The sequence below is a fragment of the Neobacillus sp. 114 genome (assembly GCF_030127045.1).
Taxonomy (GTDB): Bacteria; Bacillota; Bacilli; order Bacillales; family Cytobacillaceae; genus Neobacillus; species Neobacillus rhizophilus.
The window spans coordinates 2247377-2265417 of record NZ_CP126144.1; the positions used below are offsets into that span (position 1 = coordinate 2247377).

Sequence of the window (18041 nt, forward strand, 5' to 3'; positions counted from 1 at the left end):
GTCACCACTATAAATGCTCCTAAAAACAAGAAATTTTGTGGCGAAATATGCCCTTGTAATCACTAGATGACTGTTAACGTGTTTCTAGATATGTATTCCTTAATTAGGATATCAAATAAGAGTGAAGGAAATAATCTAATAACGAATAATATTTATGGTGTGTTATGGAAAATGTATTAGTATAACTATTACCTATTTGAAAGGAAGAACATATGTGGAAAAAAAGTTGTTAAACTTACTTACATCATTATGCCTCGTTTCTCTTCCCTTTTTATTCAGAGGATCAAAAATGAGAGAAAATCTAGTTATTTTTTTCTCAAAAGGAGTTATTGCAACATTAATTGATGCCTATGTTGTAGGGACAAAGAGAATTGAATACCCTGTTCGTCCTTTTCCTAAAATTTTTAAAACAAACATTATTTATGACATATTATTTTTTCCGATTTTAAGTGTAATCTGGGTTAAAATGTCATATAATGACAACTTTTTGAAAATCCTTTTAAAAAGTTTAATTTTTAGTGTGCCTATGAGTATCGGTCAATGGTACTTTGAAAAGAATTCCCGACTATTTAAATGGAAAAAATGGTCACCGTTTCATACTTTCGGAAGTGTAAGCTTTACTTTGTTTACTATAAGAGGATTGGTTGGATTAATAAAGAAATTGGATAAATTAAAACATCCAAATATAGCCGAATGATAAAGGTTGATTTTATGAAAACCTATGTTTTATCCTTGTGTTTACAGGAACAGAGCCATTACCCTACAGTAATTGCTCTGCTCTTTAAGGATTAAGGATTTTCTTTTTTGTTCTTCAAGCTATATTTTCCCTTAGAACCTTGAAGTGAATTTCTTCATCACTTACATTTAATAATCTTTCCAGTACAGCTAATTTTACCTTTAACTCTTTCATTTCCAATCCAGTAAATACATTTTCCTTTTTTAAGTTATTGATCATGTCTGTTACCATGTGTTTAAAAGATTGCGATTCGACTAATAAATAACGAATTAATTCAATTGCAGCTTCTTTTTCTTGTTTATTTTTGACGGCAAAAATACTTTGGATCTCAGGCTCTATAATGAAAAGAGACTGTAAATCTTCCGAAATTCTGATACTAACGTAACTTTTTTTAGTACCATAATATTCGTCTTCTCTAATCCGAATAAGATCTAGGCCAATCTTAAATTCATAATAGGAAGTACTCTTATCAAGAGAGCGGAAGCCGTTAATTACAATGTTTGATTTTTTATCAATAAAAATTTCTTTTTCAAATCTAGTTTGAATTACTTTGGATTCTAACATATTCATTTTCTTTCCCTCTTTCCAAAAATAGTTTTATATTAAAAGTAACATGTATACTAAAAGTAACCTAACTACATTATAGTAAACTTGGTTAAATAAATCAACAAGGTTGTCTGAGATTTTGTTAGGAAAGCTTCCTTCTATTTAAATTATTATTTATCATCCTTTCCTTAGTTCAATAGTTGTTGACAAGTGGGGAAGATGATATATAATAAAAATATCCTTAATTCAAGATATTTTAATTCAAGAAGTTTAAAATTTTGATTAAAAAGGTAAAGAGGAAGTGTTTAAAATGGTAACTTTATATCTTTCACCAAGTTGTACCTCATGCCGAAAAGCGAGAGCTTGGTTTGAGGATCATCAAATTCCTTTTAAAGAAAGAAATATTTTTTCTGAAAAACTTACAACAGATGAGATTAAGAATATCCTTCAATTTACAGAGGAAGGAACAGATGAAATTATCTCGACAAAGTCAAAAGCTTTCCAGAAGTTGAATGTAAATATGGATTCTTTATCACTTCAAGAATTATATAAAATTATTGAAGAAAATCCTGGGTTATTAAGAAGACCATTAATCCTAGATGAAAAAAGATTTCAAGTAGGTTTTAATGAAGAGGAAATACGTAGTTTTCTGCCACGTAATAGGCGTGTATTCCAACTTGATGAAATTGGTAGCTTTTATAAAGAAGTTCAATAAAATATTTTTTTAATAAATATCTCGAAATCGAGAATATCAATTCAAGAATAACTTAAATAAATCTACAATAAATTGATATCATAATTAAAAAGGAAGTATCGGTGAGATTTTTGAAATCGAACGACCTAAATAATCCATTTAAGAATGGAGATAAAAAAATGCAAAAAACTGCTGGTATTCATCATATTTCAGCGATGGTAAACGATGCCCAACGAAATATTGATTTTTATGCAGGCGTCCTAGGGCTTAGGCTTGTTAAAAAAACAATAAACTTTGATCGACCTGAAGTGTACCATCTATATTTTGGCAATGAATCAGGTCAACCAGGTACTGTCATCACTTTTTTTCCATGGGCTAAACAATTAAAAGGTCGAATTGGTATGGGGCAAGTTGGTGTAACCAGTTATATCATACCGAAGGGTTCAGTTCCATTTTGGGAGAGTCGATTAGGTCAATTCGGAGTTGAGTTTACTTCATCCACTCGATTTGGTGAAAAATATTTAAAATTTAACGATCCAGATGGGCTGCAACTTGAACTGACTGAACGAGATGAAGGACCCATGAATACTTGGAACTTTGGAGGAGTTCAAGCCGAACATGCCATTAAAGGTTTTGGTGGTGCTGTTCTGATTTCGGCACAGCCTCATAAAACGACGGACGTGCTAGAAAATACTTTGGGATTGGAATGTATTGGGCAGGAGAATGAATTCCTTAGATTTAAATCTGAAGGACATCTTGGGAATACGATAGATATTCAATTAAATCCTTCAGTCAGAGGGCTGATGGGGGCTGGAACGGTTCATCACATAGCATGGAGAGCAAAGGATGAAGAAGATCTTCTAAGATGGAGTTCACTTCTCCAAGACAAAGGATACAATCCAACAGAAATTCGTGATCGAAACTATTTTAAAGCAGTGTATTTTCATGAAGAAGGGGGGATCCTCTTCGAAATAGCGACAGACCCGCCAGGTTTTACGGTTGATGAATATGCAGGTGAACTGGGAAGAAAGCTGATGCTTCCATCGTGGTTAGAGTCAAAAAGAGAAGAATTAGAAAAAACCTTACCGCCTGTGAATGTTCGTGTACTGGAAGGAGATAAATAAAAAAGGATTCTAATGAGTAAAAAATCGGGAATAATAAATTTAAAAGAATGACAAAATAGGTGGTGTGACAAATGGGGTTCTTATCTAAATTATTTGGAAGTAAATTAGAAAAGGAGACAGAAAAAATGACAAATGTAAAATTAGCAGTAATTTATTACAGCATGGGTGGAACAAATTATCAACTAGCAAGATGGGCTGAAGAAGGTGCTAAAGAAGCTGGTGCAGAAGTAAAGGTATTAAAAGTACCAGAATTAGCTCCACAATCAGCTATCGAAGGAAATCCGGTTTGGAAAGCTACAGTTGAAAAAACAAAGGATGTACCAGAAGTGAAATTAGAAGACCTAGAATGGGCAGATGCGATTATTTTCAGTGTGCCTACTCGATTCGGTAACATGCCATCTCAAATGAAACAATTCCTAGATACAACTGGTGGTCTTTGGTTTAATGGGAAGCTAGTGAATAAAGTTGTTAGTGCAATGGCTTCAGCACAAAACCCTCACGGTGGACAAGAGGCAACCATTTTATCACTTTATACAACCATGTATCATTGGGGTGCAATTGTTGCTGCTCCTGGTTATACTGACCCTGTAACATTTGGTGCAGGTGGTAATCCATATGGAACAAGTGTGACAGTTGGACAAGATGGAAAAATGATTGAGGATGTTCAAGCCGCTGTAAAACATCAAGCTAAGCGTACAGTTACAGTTGCAGAATGGGTTAAAAAAGCAAATCAATAAACGGAATAAATAGAATAAATAGAATAAAAAGAGCTAATCAAAGGTGAACTGACCTATTAAAATGAGACAACGAAAAAGCACCAATTTATGCTGCCTGTTCCCTAAACTCAATAGGGGACAGATAGTTTAATTTTGCCTGAAGTCGTGTTTGATTATAATGATTGATGAACTTCTCAACTCTTTCGATTACAATAGAATTTGTAAGAAACTCTCTTCCTTGAGAGTAGAATTCTTCCGACTTTATGGTGGAGTGGAAGGATTCAATAACGGCATTATTCAAGCAATTGCCTTTCCTAGACATGCTTGTGGTAATGCCTTTTTCTTTTGCTATTCTTTGAAATGAATGGGACGTATACTGAGCTCCCTGATCGCTATGTAATATTAAGCCACTCGTATCACGGCCTTCTACAGCGTCTTTTAATGTGTTTACCACTAAAGACACATCTTGGCTGGTACTAATTCGGTATGCGATTATTTCATTATTAAATAAATCCATGATTGTACTTAAATACAACATAGATTGGCCGAATGGCAGATAAGTAATATCTGTAACCCATTTTTCATTTGGTTTAGAAGAAGTAAAATTTCTATTTAAATGGTTAGGGACTACTATCTTAATTTCTCCAGCTATATTATTCTTACGTTTAGGCTTCACCTGGCATTGGAGATTATATTTTTGCATAATACGTTGGACAGTATTTCGGTTAACTTTCCTTTTATAATCACGTAATAACCAGGCTTTAACTGTCCGATGACCAATTAAAAATTTATGACGTTTACAAATTTCAGTGATTTGTATTTCGAGTTCAGTTTTACCTTTTGGACCTTGATTCCTCCATCTATAGTAAGTTGATTTCGGGATACCTAGGCACCTACAAAGAAAGGTTACAGAATATTTTTCCTTTAATTTTTCAACTAAGGTGACTACAGCTTCTGGAACCAACTCCTCTCGATTTCTTGGTACTTTTTTAAAATTTCTAATTGTGCCTTTAAATACTCATTTTCTCTCTTTAATTTTTCCATATCAGATAATTCTTCGGGACCCTTCCCATAACTGTACTGTTTACCAATCCCCTGTGCCAAACGATATTTTTGTCCTTCACGATACCACTGCATCCACCTTTTGACCTGAGTAACATTTGTTATTCCAAATTTGTCCATAATCTCACGGTTTGAATACTCACCACTTAATTTCATCTCAATAACAGCCATTTTAACTTCTTCTGAGTAAGCATTTTTCTTCCCCATAAGAAAACACCTCCTGAGTTACGTATTATTTAAATACGATCCAGGGGGTGCTTTTTCCTTTGTCTTATTTAACTAGGTCTCTTCAAAGGGTAATGATTGGCTCTTTTTCTAATCTTGTCACACTGTACGGTTTATAGGAATAAAAGAAATGGGGAAATAAAATGACTAGTCTATTATTAGATAATCCGAAAATTGGAGAAGAAGCACTTGAACTAATTTGGGAGAATACTAATGATGCGATTTTTTTAATTGGCCAAGATGGAGAGATCCTACATGCAAATCCGACTTTTACTGACCTACTTGGCTGGACAATTGAGGAAATGAAAGGGCTGATTCCACCCCCAGCCTTGCATACCATGACGAAAGAACAACATGAAGCACTGTTAAATACATTAAGGGAAGGAGAAAATATTAATTATAGTTTTACAAAAAGAATGTGTAAAGATGGGGAAATACTAGATATTTTAGCAACCTACCGACCAATCAACAAGGGTGAGGTTCTTGCTGTAGGAATGTATAAAGACTTTACCGAACAGATGGAAATACAACGGCAGCTGGAGGAAAGTGAAGTCTGTTATCGAAAACTTGTTGAATTTTTACCAGAGGCAATAATTGTTCAAAATAACCATCATATTGTTTTTGCAAATCCAGCTGGAGTAAAGTTTTTAGGACAGGACAGTTTAAAGTACATAATCGGTAGATCAATTTGGGAGTTTATTGATGCTGAAAATAAAGAAAGTATCCAGCACCAGTTAACAGACATGGTGGTAAAAAGTGATGGCGCGAAACCAACTCCAATTATAGAGAGATTGGTAGGATTTGAGAATAAGGATTTTTTTGCAGAAATTACAGCCATCCCGATGGTTTATAATGGAGAATCAGTCATGCAAATTCTCTTTAAAGATATCACGGCTCGAAAATTATACGAGGAAGAGTTGGAGAATTTGGCTTACCACGATTCGCTTACTGGCATAAGAAATAGGCTAAGCTTCAACGAATTGATGGGACGATCGATTGTGTCTGCAAGTGAAAAGGGAGAAAAGTTGGCCTTATTGTACATGGATTTGGACAAATTCAAAGAAGTAAATGATACATTAGGGCATGATGTAGGAGATGAGCTCCTTATCCAATTTGCTAATAGGTTAAAAAATAATGTAAGAGGAAATAGTATCATTGGCCGTATAGGAGGCGATGAATTTTTAATCCTATTAAAAGATATTAAGGATTCACAAAGTGTTAAACAGGTTGCGTTAAGGCTGCAAAAAACGCTTCAGCAGACGTATCAAATTAAGGGGCATTTCATTAATACAACTGCAAGTATAGGTATTTCTATTTTTCCAAAGGATGGAATGAGCAGTGAAATACTTATAAATCATGCTGACCAAGCTTTGTATTTAGCTAAGGAAACGAGAAACCAATTCAAATTTTATAATTAAATTAGGAAATATCTACTAGGGAAATTTCATTGACAACAATACTATATCAATATATTATCAATTCGAGATATTTTAATTTAAAATATTGAAATTAAAGGTAAAAAGGAGAATTATATATGAATATATTAGTTGTTAAAGCAAATAACCGACCAGCTTCGGATGCAGTTTCAAGTAAAATGTATGAAACTTTTATGGGAAACTTAGAGGGTGTAAATGTATCAACTTTCGATGTTTTTGCTGAAGATATGCCTTACATTGGCCAAGATTTATTCAACGCTTTTGGTAAACTAGAATCAGGAGAGGAAATGACGGATCTAGAAAAACGTCTTCTTGCTGCGAAGCAAAAAGCAATGGATGCTCTTACAGCAGCTGACGTAGTTGTTTTTGCATTCCCACTATGGAACCTAACCATTCCAGCACCATTACAAACGTTTATTGATTACGTATACCAGGCTGGTTTTACTTTCAAATACGATGAAAATGGTCAAGCCGTACAATTAATGACACACAAAAAAGCGATCATCTTAAATGCACGCGGCGGCGTTTACTCAACACCTGAAGCAGCACCTATGGAAATGTCTGCAACTTATATTAAAAACGTTGTTGGTGGCGTATTCGGCATGGAAATTGTAGATGAAGTCATTATTGAAGGTCATGCTGCAATGCCTGCTCAAGCAGAAGCAATTATAGCTGAAGGTCTTGAAAAAGTAAAAGAAGCAGCAAAGAAATTATCAGCAGTAGCTGTTTAATCATAATGAAATAAACAATTTAAGATATAAAATAAAGGAACTTGGATACCAAGTTCCTTTATTTTATATCTATTTAATTCTAAAACAGAAAGAATGTTTATCGTGACAATAAATAAAAACCTCTTCAATAAAATGTATAATTGAAGAGGTTTTTAATTTATAACCATTTATCTGCCCATGCCTCTAAGGCCTTGAGCGATCTTCCTAATTCTGTTCCTTTTTTGGTTAATGAATATTCGGTCCGTACAGGACGGTCTGCAATGACATTTCTTAATACAATGCCATTGTCCTCAAGCTCTTTCATCCGTTCGTTTAATACTCTTTTGCTTAAATCTGGTATAAAGGCATGGATTTCACTAAATCTTTTCGGTTCCTCCATTAGTGTATGGACGATTAAACCCATCCATTTTTTTCCCATAATATGATAGCATTCTTCAACTTTGTTGCACAATTTATTTTCTGTATCCATTTATAAACACCTCCAAATTGTTTCTAGGTTATTTTTAATAACTTTAATTTAATATTATCAGAATCAGTTGTTAAAATAAAGTATTTACTGGATTTAAATTACCAAACACACAAGTTCTGACGTTATTCGTTCACGAATTCGACACAAATAAATTGACAGCTTAAAAATAAAAAGTTATTATGGTTACATAAAGTTACCTAGTAATTAATGCGAAGTGTGTTGGTTGAAATGATAGGAAAAGTAGGTATTGTTTTTTTGTATTATATCTTGAATTCGAGATTATTGAATTCGAACAAATATTTTCAGAAAATTTGGAGGCGTTTTGAAATGGATAGAAGTTTATCAATGGAACTTGTTCGTGTAACTGAGGCTGCAGCACTTGCTGCCGGACGGTGGTTAGGAAGAGGGAAGAAGGAAGAAGCGGATGCTGCAGCTACACAAGCTATGAGAGAGATGTTCAATTCTATTCAGATGAAAGGAAAAGTTGTGATCGGAGAAGGTGAAATGGATGAAGCACCGATGTTGTATATTGGTGAACAACTAGGAACCTGTGAAGGGGTAGAAGTTGATATTGCAGTAGACCCATTAGAGGGAACCAATATTGTTGCTGCAGGTTCTTCGAATGCTCTTGCTATTATTGCAGTTGCAGAGAGAGGTCATTTATTGCATGCTCCAGATATGTATATGGAAAAAATTGCTGTTGGACCTGAAGCAGCAGGGAAAATTGATATTAATGCACCCGTCTTTGAAAATTTAAAGGCTGTTGCAAAAGCAAAAAATAAAAACATTGAAGATCTGGTTGTAGCAATATTAGATCGAGAAAGACATGAAAAAATGATTCATGAAATCCGCCAATCGGGAGCAAGAATCAAACTGATGCAAGATGGAGATGTTGCGGCAGCAATAAATACAGCATTTGATAATACAGGTGTTGATATCATGCTTGGTTCTGGAGGTGCGCCGGAAGGGGTAATAGCAGCAGCAGCACTCAAAAGCTTGGGAGGAGATTTTCAAGGAAAGCTAATCCAACAAACTGAAGAAGAAAAAATTCGTTTAAATAAGATGGGCATTTCTGATTTTAATAAAGTTTTGTTGATGGATGACATCGTAAAAGGCGATGATGCCTATTTTGTTGCAACAGGTGTGACCGATGGTGAGCTATTAAGAGGAGTGCAATATAAGGGGAATATTGGCACAACTCATTCGGTTGTTATGCGTGCTAAAACAGGGACAATTCGTTTTATTGAAGGACAACACAGTTTGAATCAAAAACGATAATCGTTTTCGGATGAAAAGAATTGAGGGATTAAAATGATTCAAAGTACCAGTCATAAAATGAAAGATTCTAAACCAATCTCCACTAATAGAAAGGTCAAAGAATTTGGATTTAGAGATAAAATTGGCTATATGTTTGGGGATTTTGGGAATGACTTCTCTTTTGTTTTAGTAAGTTCATTTTTAATGGTATATTATACAGATGTTTATGGGATTAGTGCCGCTTTTGTTGGAATACTCTTTTTAGTTGCACGATTATGGGATGCCATTGCTGATATCACCTGGGGAAGGTTCATTGATACAAGAAAACCCGGAAAACATGGTAAATTTAAACCCTGGATTTTTAGAATGTCACTTCCACTTGTTATTTCTGGAATATTAATATTCATACATATTCCAGGAATGTCAAACGGGTTTTATGAAGCCTATGCATTTGTCACATACATCTTATGGGGAACTTTATATAGTACTGTTAATATTCCTTACGGTTCAATGGCTTCAGTGATTACCAATGACTCTGTAGAGCGTACAGCGCTATCAACATACAGAACGATGGGGGCAATGCTGGCAAGTTTAATTATCAATGGAGTTGGACCCATAATCATATTTACAGATAATAAAGCAAGTGCCAATGGATTTTTATCGGCTGCTGTAATATTTGGGATTTTATCTTACGCGTGTTACCTAGCATGTTATAAATTATCTACTGAACGGATTGTGTTGGATGAAAATGAAGTGCCTAAAGGTAAGTTAGGTAATACAATAAAAGGGCTCTTAAAAAATAAACCTTTAATATCAATCCTTGGAGCATCATTAATATTCATGATGAGTACGATGCTGATTGGTACAGTTAATGTGTACTTGTTTAAAGATTATTTTAGTAATACTGCAGCATTAAGTGTTGTAGGGGTTATTCAAACGGTCACAGTATTCATTGCCATTCCAATTGTAAAGCCATTAGTGAGTAAATTTGGCAAAAAGGAAACGGCAACAGTAGGAATGTTGCTTTCTGCTGCTGTATACATTCTTTTATTCTTACTTCCAACTTTAACCGCAACTCAATATATTGCGCTAACAGCAATTGGGATGTTTGGATATGCCTTCTTTAATATTATGATATGGGCTTTTGTCACAGATGTAATCGATTACCATGAATTTTTAACTGGACTAAGAGAAGATGGGACAGTTTATTCTTTCTATTCTTTTGCCCGCAAAGTGGGACAAGCATTGGCTGGTGGAATCGGCGGTTTTGCCATTACAGCCATAGGATATAATGCTGCCAAGGAAGTTCAAACAGAGGGTACACTTAAAGGAATATATACATTGGCTACCATCGTACCTGGTGCCATCTATCTATTGATTTTCTTTATATTAGTCTTTCTATATCCATTAACAAAACAGCGCATGAAACAGCTTAGCATTGTTTTAGCAGAACAAAGAAAGGCTAAAAAATAAATGACATACGACTTTAATGACGGCGAAATTATTCGCCGTCATTGTATTTAAATAAATAAAGGATTCCATTTCCTCAACCTTGTCTCCGTCCAATTTCCCATTCGTCATTTTATAACCTGCTACTAAATTTCCCACTAATTGTTCCAGTTGTGAATAAGACCTTCGATTTCATTTCCTTCCTTCTTTATATTCCCTTTTCTAACCGTAACATAAATATGAAGGAAATTTAAGGGTGCTTTTCCATAATCCTTAAACTACCCGCTAACCAATATTAAAAATATATTAAAAAAGCAAATGTATAGAGCCTACCTTTACAAAATGTCGAATTCTTTTTGAACATTTAGTGACAAATCTTATGAATGGGTGTCTTTTAATAATGTTTGGTATTAAGATAGTTACTAATGATGTGATGTAAATCACAAACAAAAAATTTTTTTAACATGACATTTTTTAAATAAAAGAAAGGGGTACTAGCATGAAAGTAAAATCGGCATTATTACTGCTTGTTTTAACTATTGCCACAGTGCTAACAGGATGTGAACCTCTTATGGTTCTTGATCCTAAAGGGCCGCAAGCCGAAAGGCAAGCCCACGATATTTTGTTATCTATTGGGATCATGTCGTTCATAGTAATTGTAGTTTTCGCTATTTTGATTTATGTGCTAATTAAATATCGTGCCTCAAAGGCAAGCCCAGATTATGAACCGCCTCACATTGAAGGAAATAAATGGGTTGAGCTGATTTGCGTCGGTATTCCTGTCATTATTGTTACTTACTTTTCAATCGTTTCAGTTCAAAGTAACAATATTGTAGAAGCAAAACCAATAAAATATCAGGATAAAGATCCTTTAGTCATTTATGCATCCTCTTCTGACTGGAAATGGCATTTTAGTTATCCGGAACAAAATATTGAAACGGTGAACTATTTGTATATTCCAACAGACCGGCCGATTGAATTTAAGCTTTATTCCTACGGACCAATCACCAGCTTCTGGATTCCACAACTTGGCGGACAAAAATACGCCATGTCCGATATGGTGACGACACTGCACTTAGCTGCTGATGAACCGGGTGAAATGATGGGCCGTAACGCGAACTTCAGCGGTAAAGGTACTGCTGAAAATACGTTTAATGTCACAGCAATGTCTGAAAAGGATTTCGATAAATGGGTAAAAGACGTAAAGAAAACGGCAAAACCTTTATCAGAGAAAAACTTTGATGAGTTATTAAAACCAGGACACCTTGGACAAATGACATTCACAGGGACTCATTTAAAATTTAGTCCGGCACCAGAACACGATCACAGTCCATCTGCCAAACCAGAGGAAGGTCAAACTGACCACTCAAAAATGGATATGGATATGTCAGACCACCAAAATCATGAGTAATTGTTAATGGGTTAATGAAACGAATTATTGAAAAAATTAATCTCTCGAAAGGAGTTAATAAAGGATGGAGTTCTTTGAACGTTTTGCCATACCAAATCCAAGTCTTGCAATCTATGCATCTATGGTAGCGATTGGCCTAACAGTGGTTGCCATTATTGCAGGCTTAACCTATTTCAAAAAATGGGGATATTTATGGCGCGAATGGTTAACAACAGTTGACCATAAACGGATTGGGATTATGTATTTACTCTCTGCCTTAATTATGTTATTCCGCGGCGGCGTGGATGCGATTATGCTGCGTGCCCAGCTGGCTGTACCTGATAATAAACTGCTTGATCCTCAGCATTACAATGAAGTTTTCTCAACACACGGGGTTATCATGGTCATGTTTATGGCAATGCCATTCATCTTTGCTTTCATGAACTATGTTGTTCCATTACAAATTGGCGCCCGTGATGTGGCCTTCCCAAGATTGAACGCATTGAGCTTCTGGTTGTTCTTCTTTGGTGCGATGCTGTTTAATATCTCTTTTGTTATCGGCGGATCTCCTGATGCAGGATGGACTTCTTATTTCCCGCTCGCAGGTAATGATTTCAGTCAACATGTCGGAACGAACTATTATATGATTGCGATTCAAATATCCGGTATTGGGTCACTAATGACCGGTATTAACATGATTACAACGATCATGAAAATGAGAGCACCTGGCATGACCTTAATGAAAATGCCGATGTTTACATGGTCTGTTTTAGTAACAAATCTTATCATCGTAACGGTTTTCCCTGTCATTACAGTTGCGCTTGCGATGGGAACCATGGACAGATTGTTCGGAACTCATTTCTTTGCAACGACAAATGGCGGTATGGATATGCTCTGGGCCAACCTATTCTGGGTTTGGGGACATCCTGAAGTTTATATCCTTATATTACCTGCATTTGGTATTTACAGTGAGATTATCTCAACCTTTGCAGGCCGTAACCTTTATGGCTATAAATCAATGGTTGCATCCATGGTTATTATCTCAGCACTATCCTGTATGGTTTGGGCGCACCATTTCTTTACGATGGGGCAGGGGGCAGTTGCAAACAGCTTCTTCTCCATTACAACAATGATGATTGCCGTTCCAACAGGTGTTAAGATTTTCAACTGGTTATTTACGTTATGGAAGGGGAAAATACGATTTACCGTTCCAATGTTATACTCTCTAGGGTTTATTCCGCTATTTGTAATCGGCGGGATGACAGGGGTCATGCTAGCGATGTCAGCTGCTGACTATCAGTACCATAACACAATGTTCTTAGTAGCTCACTTCCATAACACAATTATCCCGGGTGTAGTATTTGCTATGCTTGCTGGTCTAACCTATTATTGGCCAAAAATGTTTGGCTTTATGTTAAATGAAAGAATTGGGAAATGGTCATTCTGGACGCTTACGATCGGATTCTGCTTAGCGTTCTTCCCAATGTATATTACTGGTTTAGATGGTCAGGCACGCCGTATGTACACTTATTCAGAAGCAACAGGTTATGGACCATTAAATATGGTTTCATTCGTTGGTGCAGGTGTTATGGCCATCAGCTTTGCCTTAATTGTCTATAATGTTTATTACAGTGTTCGTTATTCACCAAGAAACATTGGTGCGGATCCATGGGATGCACGTTCGCTTGAATGGGCAACACATACTCCAGTACCGGAATACAACTTTGCCGTCGAGCCACAGGTTGCTTCTAGTGAAGGATTCTGGGATGCTAAGAAAAAAGGTCATGCGCTGTTTCCGGGTAAAGTGGAAAAAATTCATATGCCAAATAACAGCGGAGTTCCATTTATTATGGGCGCGATCTTCTTTGTGTTAGGATTTTCACTGGTCTTCTCCTTATGGATTCCGGCAATTCTTTCACTAATTGGTATTTTGGCATGTATGGCTCTTCGCTCATTCGAACAGGACCATGGCCGTTATATTTCTGTTAAAGAAATAGAAGAAACTGAAACAAAACTGCGAGGTGCTAAATAATGAAAGTCGATCACTCGCTGCCATTAGAATATGGTACAAAACAAAATGGACTGAATATTTTTGGCTTTTGGGTTTTCCTTGCAGCTGAAATTATGCTGTTTGCTACACTGTTTACCTCTTACTTTACGTTAGAGCATAGAACCGGAAGCGGTCCAAGTGGTACAGAGATTTTTGAAATAGCTCCGGTTATAATAGAAACACTTTTGTTATTAACAAGTAGTTTTACCATCGGACTTGGCGTTCACGCAATGCGTCTAGGACGCAAAAAAGCAATGATGACTTTCTTTGTGATTACACTTCTTCTTGGTCTAGGGTTCTTAGGCTTTGAAATTGATGAGTTCATCACTTATATCCATGATGGTGCAACATTGCAGACCAGCGCGTTTACAGCCATGCTGATGACTACATTAGGAACTCACGGACTGCACGTTACCTTCGGATTATTCTGGGGAACAGCTATCCTTTTGCAAGTGAAAAAACGCGGCTTAACGCCTGAAACTGCGAATAAATCCTTTATCTTTTCACTTTACTGGCATTTCTTGGATGTTGTCTGGATCTTCATCTTCAGCTTCATCTATTTGAAAGGAATGATGTAAGATGAGCGAATTATTCCCACGAAAACAAATAATAGGTTTTGTCTTTTCCTTAGTTCTAACGGCAGCTGCTCTTGCAGTCTATTTCTTGAAACTGTCCTTTGCACAAGGAATGGTTGTCCTAGTTGTCACAGCATTTGTTCAGGCTCTTCTGCAGCTTGTTGTGTTTATGCACGCTGGCGAATCAGAAGATAAGTGGGTAATTTATGGCAAGGTGTTTTTTATGATTGCCATGGCCCTGATTACCGTTTTTGGAACATTACTCATTTTCCTTTGGGATATGTAAATAGAATGAAGAAGGGAGCGTCTTTAGAGACGCTCTCTTTCTTTAGCTTATAGGAAATAATAAATTCAACTACGTCTCTGTCTTCGTCCTATCGAACTCGCCATTCGACGAGTTTTCATTTATCTTTTTACTAAATATAATCTCGGTTTCATTGGCATTGGCGGGATTTCCAATCCCTTGTCTGTTTTTTCTACCATTTCCTCTGTCGCGATAAAAAACATTCCCATCAGAAAGAACATCACCGCTCCAACAATGGTTCCAATCCCAATCCCGGTGATCGGCATTAAACCGCTTACAATTCCGTATAAAAAAATCATGATACCCGTTAGTAAGGTAATACTGCCGGCCCATTTTGTTGCATGTAATATTTTCATTCGCGAATTCATCATTACGACCTCCTTGGGATGGGGATGATTTACACTTCCAAATCTCTTATACTATATATTATTCACCGAGTTCACAAAATTGTCAAAACTTTGTTCACAAAATTGTCAAAAAATATTTCGGATTTGTCACAAATATATGGTACGCACTGAAAACTACAAATAGGATTCAGTTACACGACTGAATCCTGTTACTATTAAAGTCTCTATTTAATATAAAAGTTTAGTGAGTCAAGAACTTCCTATTTATGTGGATAAGGGTAACCTTTGTGGTTAAGTTTACAAATTCAATTCTTGTGATGGTTCACCGTTAAGATTCATAATACGAACGGTTTCTGGTTTTATCTCAAGAAAAATATAGTTCGGATCGTCAGGGCCGTTGAACCATTGACTAAATGACTCTTCCCAATATTGTTGTTTCAGCTGATTAGAATCATTAACAGCGGTAGTTCCGGATATTTCAACATAGGAATCAGTTTGTCCTTTTTTTTCATAACCCAATAGAACAGATACGTTCGGATTTTTCTCAATTTCCCCGATTTTTTCAGTATCCCTTTTTGTTGGTGTATATAAGGTTAATTCGTCGTTATAAAAAGTCATATACCGGGAATGGGGTTTATTATTTTCAACTGTCGAAAGAATGCCCGTTTTGTGGTCAGAGATAACCTTCTGGACCTTTTCTTTTAGATCTGAATTTGTCATGAAATCTACTCCTTTAAGTGAAATACTCAATTTTCGCTTCAGGGAAATAATTATGGATATATGAACCCAAGGTATCCTTGATATCCTCTTGCTCTTGGTCGGTATACACGTACTTTCCGATCCCATAGCGACCCCATTTCCATTTCCGTTTCGACTCATCCAATTCCAATTTCGTCATTGGATAGTTTTTTTCTATGACCTTTTTTGCCGGTTTGGTAAAGCGATGTTGAATCAGCTCGAAGGTTAAGTCCCTTTTCGCTGTATCTGGAAGTTCGGCCTCTAATTTTTCAAACATTTCCTTATAGCCTTCCTTCCAGCCGTCATGTAAATAGATAGGGGCGATAATAAAACCTAAAGGAAATCCTGCATTTGCGACTTTTCCAGCCGCCTCAATTCTTTCGTGCTGGCGGGAGGTGCCTGGCTCAAAATTTTTGATGATATAATCGTCGTTCATACTGAACCGAAAGCGTGTTTTCCCGTTATGTTTAGCATCGAGCAAATGATCAACATGGGCGAACTTTGTGACAAAACGAAGCTTTCCATATTCAGATTCACCAAAAAACTCAATCGCTTTTTTTAAGGTATGGGTTAAATGATCCACACCGACGATGTCCGAAGTACAAGATGCTTCAAACCGTGTAGGTTCCGGAGCACGTTCTTTCATATAGTTCTCGGCTGCTTCAAAAATATCATCAATGTTGACATACGTGCGGATATAAGGCTTGCTGCCCATCGTCGTTTGCAAATAACAATAATGGCAATGACCCATGCAGCCAGTCACAAAGGGAATCGCATATTCTGCTGAAGGTTTGGAGGTATCAAATTTCAGCGTTTTTCTTACTCCGACGACGAGTGTTGATTTGGCGACACGATACCTCTGAAAGTCATTCTCCCCGGGTAAATTCCGAATTTGGTTATGGGAGGTGGTTTGCCTTATCTCAATCCCCATATTCTCAAATTTGGACACAAGCTCTTTTCCAAGTGGATAGGTCAATGCATCGGGTTCTACATAGACAAGTTGAGGGACAAAGGGTTTAACCATAATAACCCTCGATTTCTGTGTAGCCGAATGCTTCCTGAAAGGCATTTTCTGCCTCGGAAGAAGAGCTAAAAACTGCTACTTCATCATTTAATGGATAATAGGTTTCATACACAAACAGCGCCAAATCACCTGGTGACTCAGGATTTTGGACAACCGCTGCTTCTTGGACATTGGCCACATCCTGTGCATGAGGATTGCGGATAATTACATATACTATTTGTCCCGGTTGAAAGGATTGAATCGACATGGTTTCATCCTTCCTTTCCTAAATGTCGTTTATTAACATATCCATGCTAATCCTTCATTATTTTCTCCAAATTAAAATAAGTTATTTCTATTAAAGAAATACAAAAAATCCCTATTTTGTGAAACAATAATGACCTTTTTCCTCCGTCTAATACAATGCTGTAAAAAGCAATAGAGAAATAGGGGGAAAACAAAATGGAGAAGTTTTTATTATCAATCGCAGCATTAACCATGACTATTGGACTTGCTGCATGCTCAAGTAGTGACGAGGCAAAAACGCCAGAGAAGGAAAAGAAAAATACTGAGGAAGCAGTAGCACCCAAGACGGAAGTAAAGAAGGAATTAGTTAAATTTTATACGGAGCTTGGTAAGAAAATTAACGCGAAAGATGTGTCTTTAGATACATATGTAGCGAAGGCATCCAAGGAAGACGCAAAGCCAGAAGACCTGCCAACTGTTTAGGATAAAGCAGATGCAATTGCAGCTGCAGCAGCAATTGCCGCTGAACTAAACAGCATTCAAATTCCAGCAAAGTTGAAGGACCATCAGGCAGAGCTTGAAGCCGTCCTAAAAGAATTTGCAGCGTCCTATCAGGCAAAAGCTGATGAATTGAAAAAAGAAGCCCCAAATTTTGAAGCAGCCGACGCAACCTTTGAAAAAGCTGACGAAGCACTTGGAAAGGTATTTGAAAGTGAGAAGTTATTGCCGCCTAGCTTGGGGAATCAAGTTAATTAACCATAATTATAATGACAAGCCGGATTCATTTCGGCTTGTTTTTTCTTTGTTTAAATATTCTTTCATTGTTTTATAAAACTAATATGGGAATTCTATTTCGTCTGTGATAATATCTTTTTAGATTAACCGTTTTAAATCCCAAAAACCAAATAGTGATGCAGCATATATAGAAGGAAATGCAGATGAA

At 36.4% G+C, this 18041-nt stretch carries 21 protein-coding genes; 14 read left to right on the forward strand and 7 right to left on the reverse strand.

The annotated features are described in order from the left end of the window. Positions 1-214: 214 nt before the first annotated feature. Positions 215-697 (forward strand): CBO0543 family protein, encoded by a 483-nt coding sequence (locus QNN06_RS11245; RefSeq protein WP_213116269.1) that lies wholly within the window; start codon positions 215-217, stop codon positions 695-697. A 114-nt stretch (positions 698-811) separates the two neighbouring features. Here QNN06_RS11245 and QNN06_RS11250 read toward each other — a convergent pair whose 3' ends face one another. Further along, positions 812-1306, reverse strand: coding sequence for a hypothetical protein (locus tag QNN06_RS11250; protein ID WP_213116268.1), 495 nt, complete (start codon positions 1304-1306; stop codon positions 812-814). 286 nt (positions 1307-1592) lie between these two features. Here QNN06_RS11250 and spxA point away from each other — a divergent pair, with 286 nt between their 5' ends. From spxA to wrbA, 3 genes are all read left to right on the forward strand, one after another. Beyond that, entirely contained in the window at positions 1593-1997 is a 405-nt protein-coding gene (gene spxA / locus QNN06_RS11255; RefSeq protein ID WP_284037564.1) for a transcriptional regulator SpxA, read from the forward strand. Between the two features lie 158 nt (positions 1998-2155). Next, the gene (locus tag QNN06_RS11260) at positions 2156-3100 is read left to right on the forward strand and encodes a ring-cleaving dioxygenase (RefSeq protein WP_284037565.1); all 945 of its coding nucleotides are present in this window, start codon (positions 2156-2158) and stop codon (positions 3098-3100) included. Between the two features lie 71 nt (positions 3101-3171). Beyond that, entirely contained in the window at positions 3172-3837 is a 666-nt protein-coding gene (gene wrbA / locus QNN06_RS11265; RefSeq protein WP_284037566.1) for an NAD(P)H:quinone oxidoreductase, read from the forward strand. A gap of 85 nt (positions 3838-3922) precedes the next feature. Here the strand turns inward: wrbA and QNN06_RS11270 are convergent. Then, positions 3923-5085, reverse strand: a protein-coding gene (locus tag QNN06_RS11270; protein WP_284037567.1) for an IS3 family transposase whose coding sequence is annotated in 2 segments (ribosomal slippage) — positions 3923-4806 and positions 4806-5085 — 1164 coding nt in all. Because the reading frame shifts where the segments join, the coding sequence is not laid out codon by codon here. Between the two features lie 161 nt (positions 5086-5246). On the opposite strand from QNN06_RS11270, the gene QNN06_RS11275 reads away from it, so the two are divergent. Both QNN06_RS11275 and QNN06_RS11280 read left to right on the forward strand, forming a co-directional pair. After that, entirely contained in the window at positions 5247-6521 is a 1275-nt protein-coding gene (locus QNN06_RS11275; protein WP_284037568.1) for a diguanylate cyclase domain-containing protein, read from the forward strand. A 116-nt stretch (positions 6522-6637) separates the two neighbouring features. Further along, on the forward strand, positions 6638-7270 hold the full coding sequence (locus QNN06_RS11280; protein WP_213116263.1) for an FMN-dependent NADH-azoreductase: 633 nt from the start codon (positions 6638-6640) through the stop codon (positions 7268-7270). A gap of 157 nt (positions 7271-7427) precedes the next feature. Here QNN06_RS11280 and QNN06_RS11285 read toward each other — a convergent pair whose 3' ends face one another. Beyond that, positions 7428-7739 (reverse strand): winged helix-turn-helix transcriptional regulator, encoded by a 312-nt coding sequence (locus tag QNN06_RS11285; protein ID WP_213116262.1) that lies wholly within the window; start codon positions 7737-7739, stop codon positions 7428-7430. 327 nt (positions 7740-8066) lie between these two features. On the opposite strand from QNN06_RS11285, the gene glpX reads away from it, so the two are divergent. The 6 genes from glpX to qoxD all read left to right on the forward strand — a co-directional run bounded on the left by glpX (position 8067) and on the right by qoxD (position 14746). Beyond that, entirely contained in the window at positions 8067-9017 is a 951-nt protein-coding gene (gene glpX, locus QNN06_RS11290) for a class II fructose-bisphosphatase (RefSeq protein WP_284037569.1), read from the forward strand. Positions 9018-9050: 33 nt separating this feature from the next. Beyond that, positions 9051-10469 carry an MFS transporter gene (locus QNN06_RS11295; protein ID WP_213116260.1) on the forward strand — a complete coding sequence of 473 codons (1419 nt, stop codon included), beginning with the start codon at positions 9051-9053 and terminating at the stop codon, positions 10467-10469. 475 nt (positions 10470-10944) lie between these two features. After that, complete coding sequence (gene qoxA / locus QNN06_RS11300; RefSeq protein WP_284037570.1) at positions 10945-11856, forward strand: cytochrome aa3 quinol oxidase subunit II; 912 nt, start codon at positions 10945-10947, stop codon at positions 11854-11856. Between the two features lie 64 nt (positions 11857-11920). Then, on the forward strand, positions 11921-13867 hold the full coding sequence (gene qoxB, locus QNN06_RS11305) for a cytochrome aa3 quinol oxidase subunit I (protein WP_213116258.1): 1947 nt from the start codon (positions 11921-11923) through the stop codon (positions 13865-13867). Further along, entirely contained in the window at positions 13867-14463 is a 597-nt protein-coding gene (qoxC, locus tag QNN06_RS11310; RefSeq protein ID WP_213116257.1) for a cytochrome aa3 quinol oxidase subunit III, read from the forward strand. The genes qoxB and qoxC overlap by 1 nt, the downstream gene beginning before the upstream one ends. Position 14464: 1 nt before the next feature. Further along, positions 14465-14746 carry a cytochrome aa3 quinol oxidase subunit IV gene (qoxD, locus tag QNN06_RS11315; RefSeq protein ID WP_213116256.1) on the forward strand — a complete coding sequence of 94 codons (282 nt, stop codon included), beginning with the start codon at positions 14465-14467 and terminating at the stop codon, positions 14744-14746. Between the two features lie 119 nt (positions 14747-14865). Here the strand turns inward: qoxD and QNN06_RS11320 are convergent, their stop codons facing one another. From QNN06_RS11320 to QNN06_RS11335, 4 genes are all read right to left on the reverse strand, one after another. Next, the gene (locus QNN06_RS11320; protein ID WP_284037571.1) at positions 14866-15135 is read right to left on the reverse strand and encodes a hypothetical protein; all 270 of its coding nucleotides are present in this window, start codon (positions 15133-15135) and stop codon (positions 14866-14868) included. Between the two features lie 273 nt (positions 15136-15408). Then, on the reverse strand, positions 15409-15831 hold the full coding sequence (locus tag QNN06_RS11325; RefSeq protein WP_213116254.1) for a pyridoxamine 5'-phosphate oxidase family protein: 423 nt from the start codon (positions 15829-15831) through the stop codon (positions 15409-15411). A gap of 13 nt (positions 15832-15844) precedes the next feature. Beyond that, positions 15845-16873, reverse strand: a complete 1029-nt coding sequence (gene splB, locus QNN06_RS11330; RefSeq protein WP_213116253.1) for a spore photoproduct lyase — start codon at positions 16871-16873, stop codon at positions 15845-15847. Next, positions 16866-17120, reverse strand: a complete 255-nt coding sequence (locus QNN06_RS11335; protein WP_213116252.1) for a transcriptional regulator SplA domain-containing protein — start codon at positions 17118-17120, stop codon at positions 16866-16868. The genes splB and QNN06_RS11335 overlap by 8 nt, the downstream gene beginning before the upstream one ends. Positions 17121-17314: 194 nt before the next feature. Here QNN06_RS11335 and QNN06_RS11340 point away from each other — a divergent pair, with 194 nt between their 5' ends. Further along, positions 17315-17581: a hypothetical protein gene (locus QNN06_RS11340; protein WP_284037572.1), complete on the forward strand. Its 267-nt coding sequence runs from the start codon at positions 17315-17317 to the stop codon at positions 17579-17581. Between the two features lie 72 nt (positions 17582-17653). After that, on the forward strand, positions 17654-17854 hold the full coding sequence (locus QNN06_RS11345) for a hypothetical protein (protein WP_284037573.1): 201 nt from the start codon (positions 17654-17656) through the stop codon (positions 17852-17854). Positions 17855-18041 lie beyond the last annotated feature (187 nt).

What these genes read in the sequence shown, in the direction of transcription:
- QNN06_RS11250 (WP_213116268.1), bottom strand. Translation starts at nt 1,306, where the DNA reads ATGAATATGTTAGAATCCAAAGTAATTCAAACTAGATTTGAAAAAGAA.
- spxA (WP_284037564.1), top strand. Translation starts at nt 1,593, where the DNA reads ATGGTAACTTTATATCTTTCACCAAGTTGTACCTCATGCCGAAAAGCG.
- QNN06_RS11260 (WP_284037565.1), top strand. Translation starts at nt 2,156, where the DNA reads ATGCAAAAAACTGCTGGTATTCATCATATTTCAGCGATGGTAAACGAT.
- wrbA (WP_284037566.1), top strand. Translation starts at nt 3,172, where the DNA reads ATGGGGTTCTTATCTAAATTATTTGGAAGTAAATTAGAAAAGGAGACA.
- QNN06_RS11275 (WP_284037568.1), top strand. Translation starts at nt 5,247, where the DNA reads ATGACTAGTCTATTATTAGATAATCCGAAAATTGGAGAAGAAGCACTT.
- QNN06_RS11280 (WP_213116263.1), top strand. Translation starts at nt 6,638, where the DNA reads ATGAATATATTAGTTGTTAAAGCAAATAACCGACCAGCTTCGGATGCA.
- QNN06_RS11285 (WP_213116262.1), bottom strand. Translation starts at nt 7,739, where the DNA reads ATGGATACAGAAAATAAATTGTGCAACAAAGTTGAAGAATGCTATCAT.
- glpX (WP_284037569.1), top strand. Translation starts at nt 8,067, where the DNA reads ATGGATAGAAGTTTATCAATGGAACTTGTTCGTGTAACTGAGGCTGCA.
- QNN06_RS11295 (WP_213116260.1), top strand. Translation starts at nt 9,051, where the DNA reads ATGATTCAAAGTACCAGTCATAAAATGAAAGATTCTAAACCAATCTCC.
- qoxA (WP_284037570.1), top strand. Translation starts at nt 10,945, where the DNA reads ATGAAAGTAAAATCGGCATTATTACTGCTTGTTTTAACTATTGCCACA.
- qoxB (WP_213116258.1), top strand. Translation starts at nt 11,921, where the DNA reads ATGGAGTTCTTTGAACGTTTTGCCATACCAAATCCAAGTCTTGCAATC.
- qoxC (WP_213116257.1), top strand. Translation starts at nt 13,867, where the DNA reads ATGAAAGTCGATCACTCGCTGCCATTAGAATATGGTACAAAACAAAAT.
- qoxD (WP_213116256.1), top strand. Translation starts at nt 14,465, where the DNA reads ATGAGCGAATTATTCCCACGAAAACAAATAATAGGTTTTGTCTTTTCC.
- QNN06_RS11320 (WP_284037571.1), bottom strand. Translation starts at nt 15,135, where the DNA reads ATGATGAATTCGCGAATGAAAATATTACATGCAACAAAATGGGCCGGC.
- QNN06_RS11325 (WP_213116254.1), bottom strand. Translation starts at nt 15,831, where the DNA reads ATGACAAATTCAGATCTAAAAGAAAAGGTCCAGAAGGTTATCTCTGAC.
- splB (WP_213116253.1), bottom strand. Translation starts at nt 16,873, where the DNA reads ATGGTTAAACCCTTTGTCCCTCAACTTGTCTATGTAGAACCCGATGCA.
- QNN06_RS11335 (WP_213116252.1), bottom strand. Translation starts at nt 17,120, where the DNA reads ATGTCGATTCAATCCTTTCAACCGGGACAAATAGTATATGTAATTATC.
- QNN06_RS11340 (WP_284037572.1), top strand. Translation starts at nt 17,315, where the DNA reads ATGGAGAAGTTTTTATTATCAATCGCAGCATTAACCATGACTATTGGA.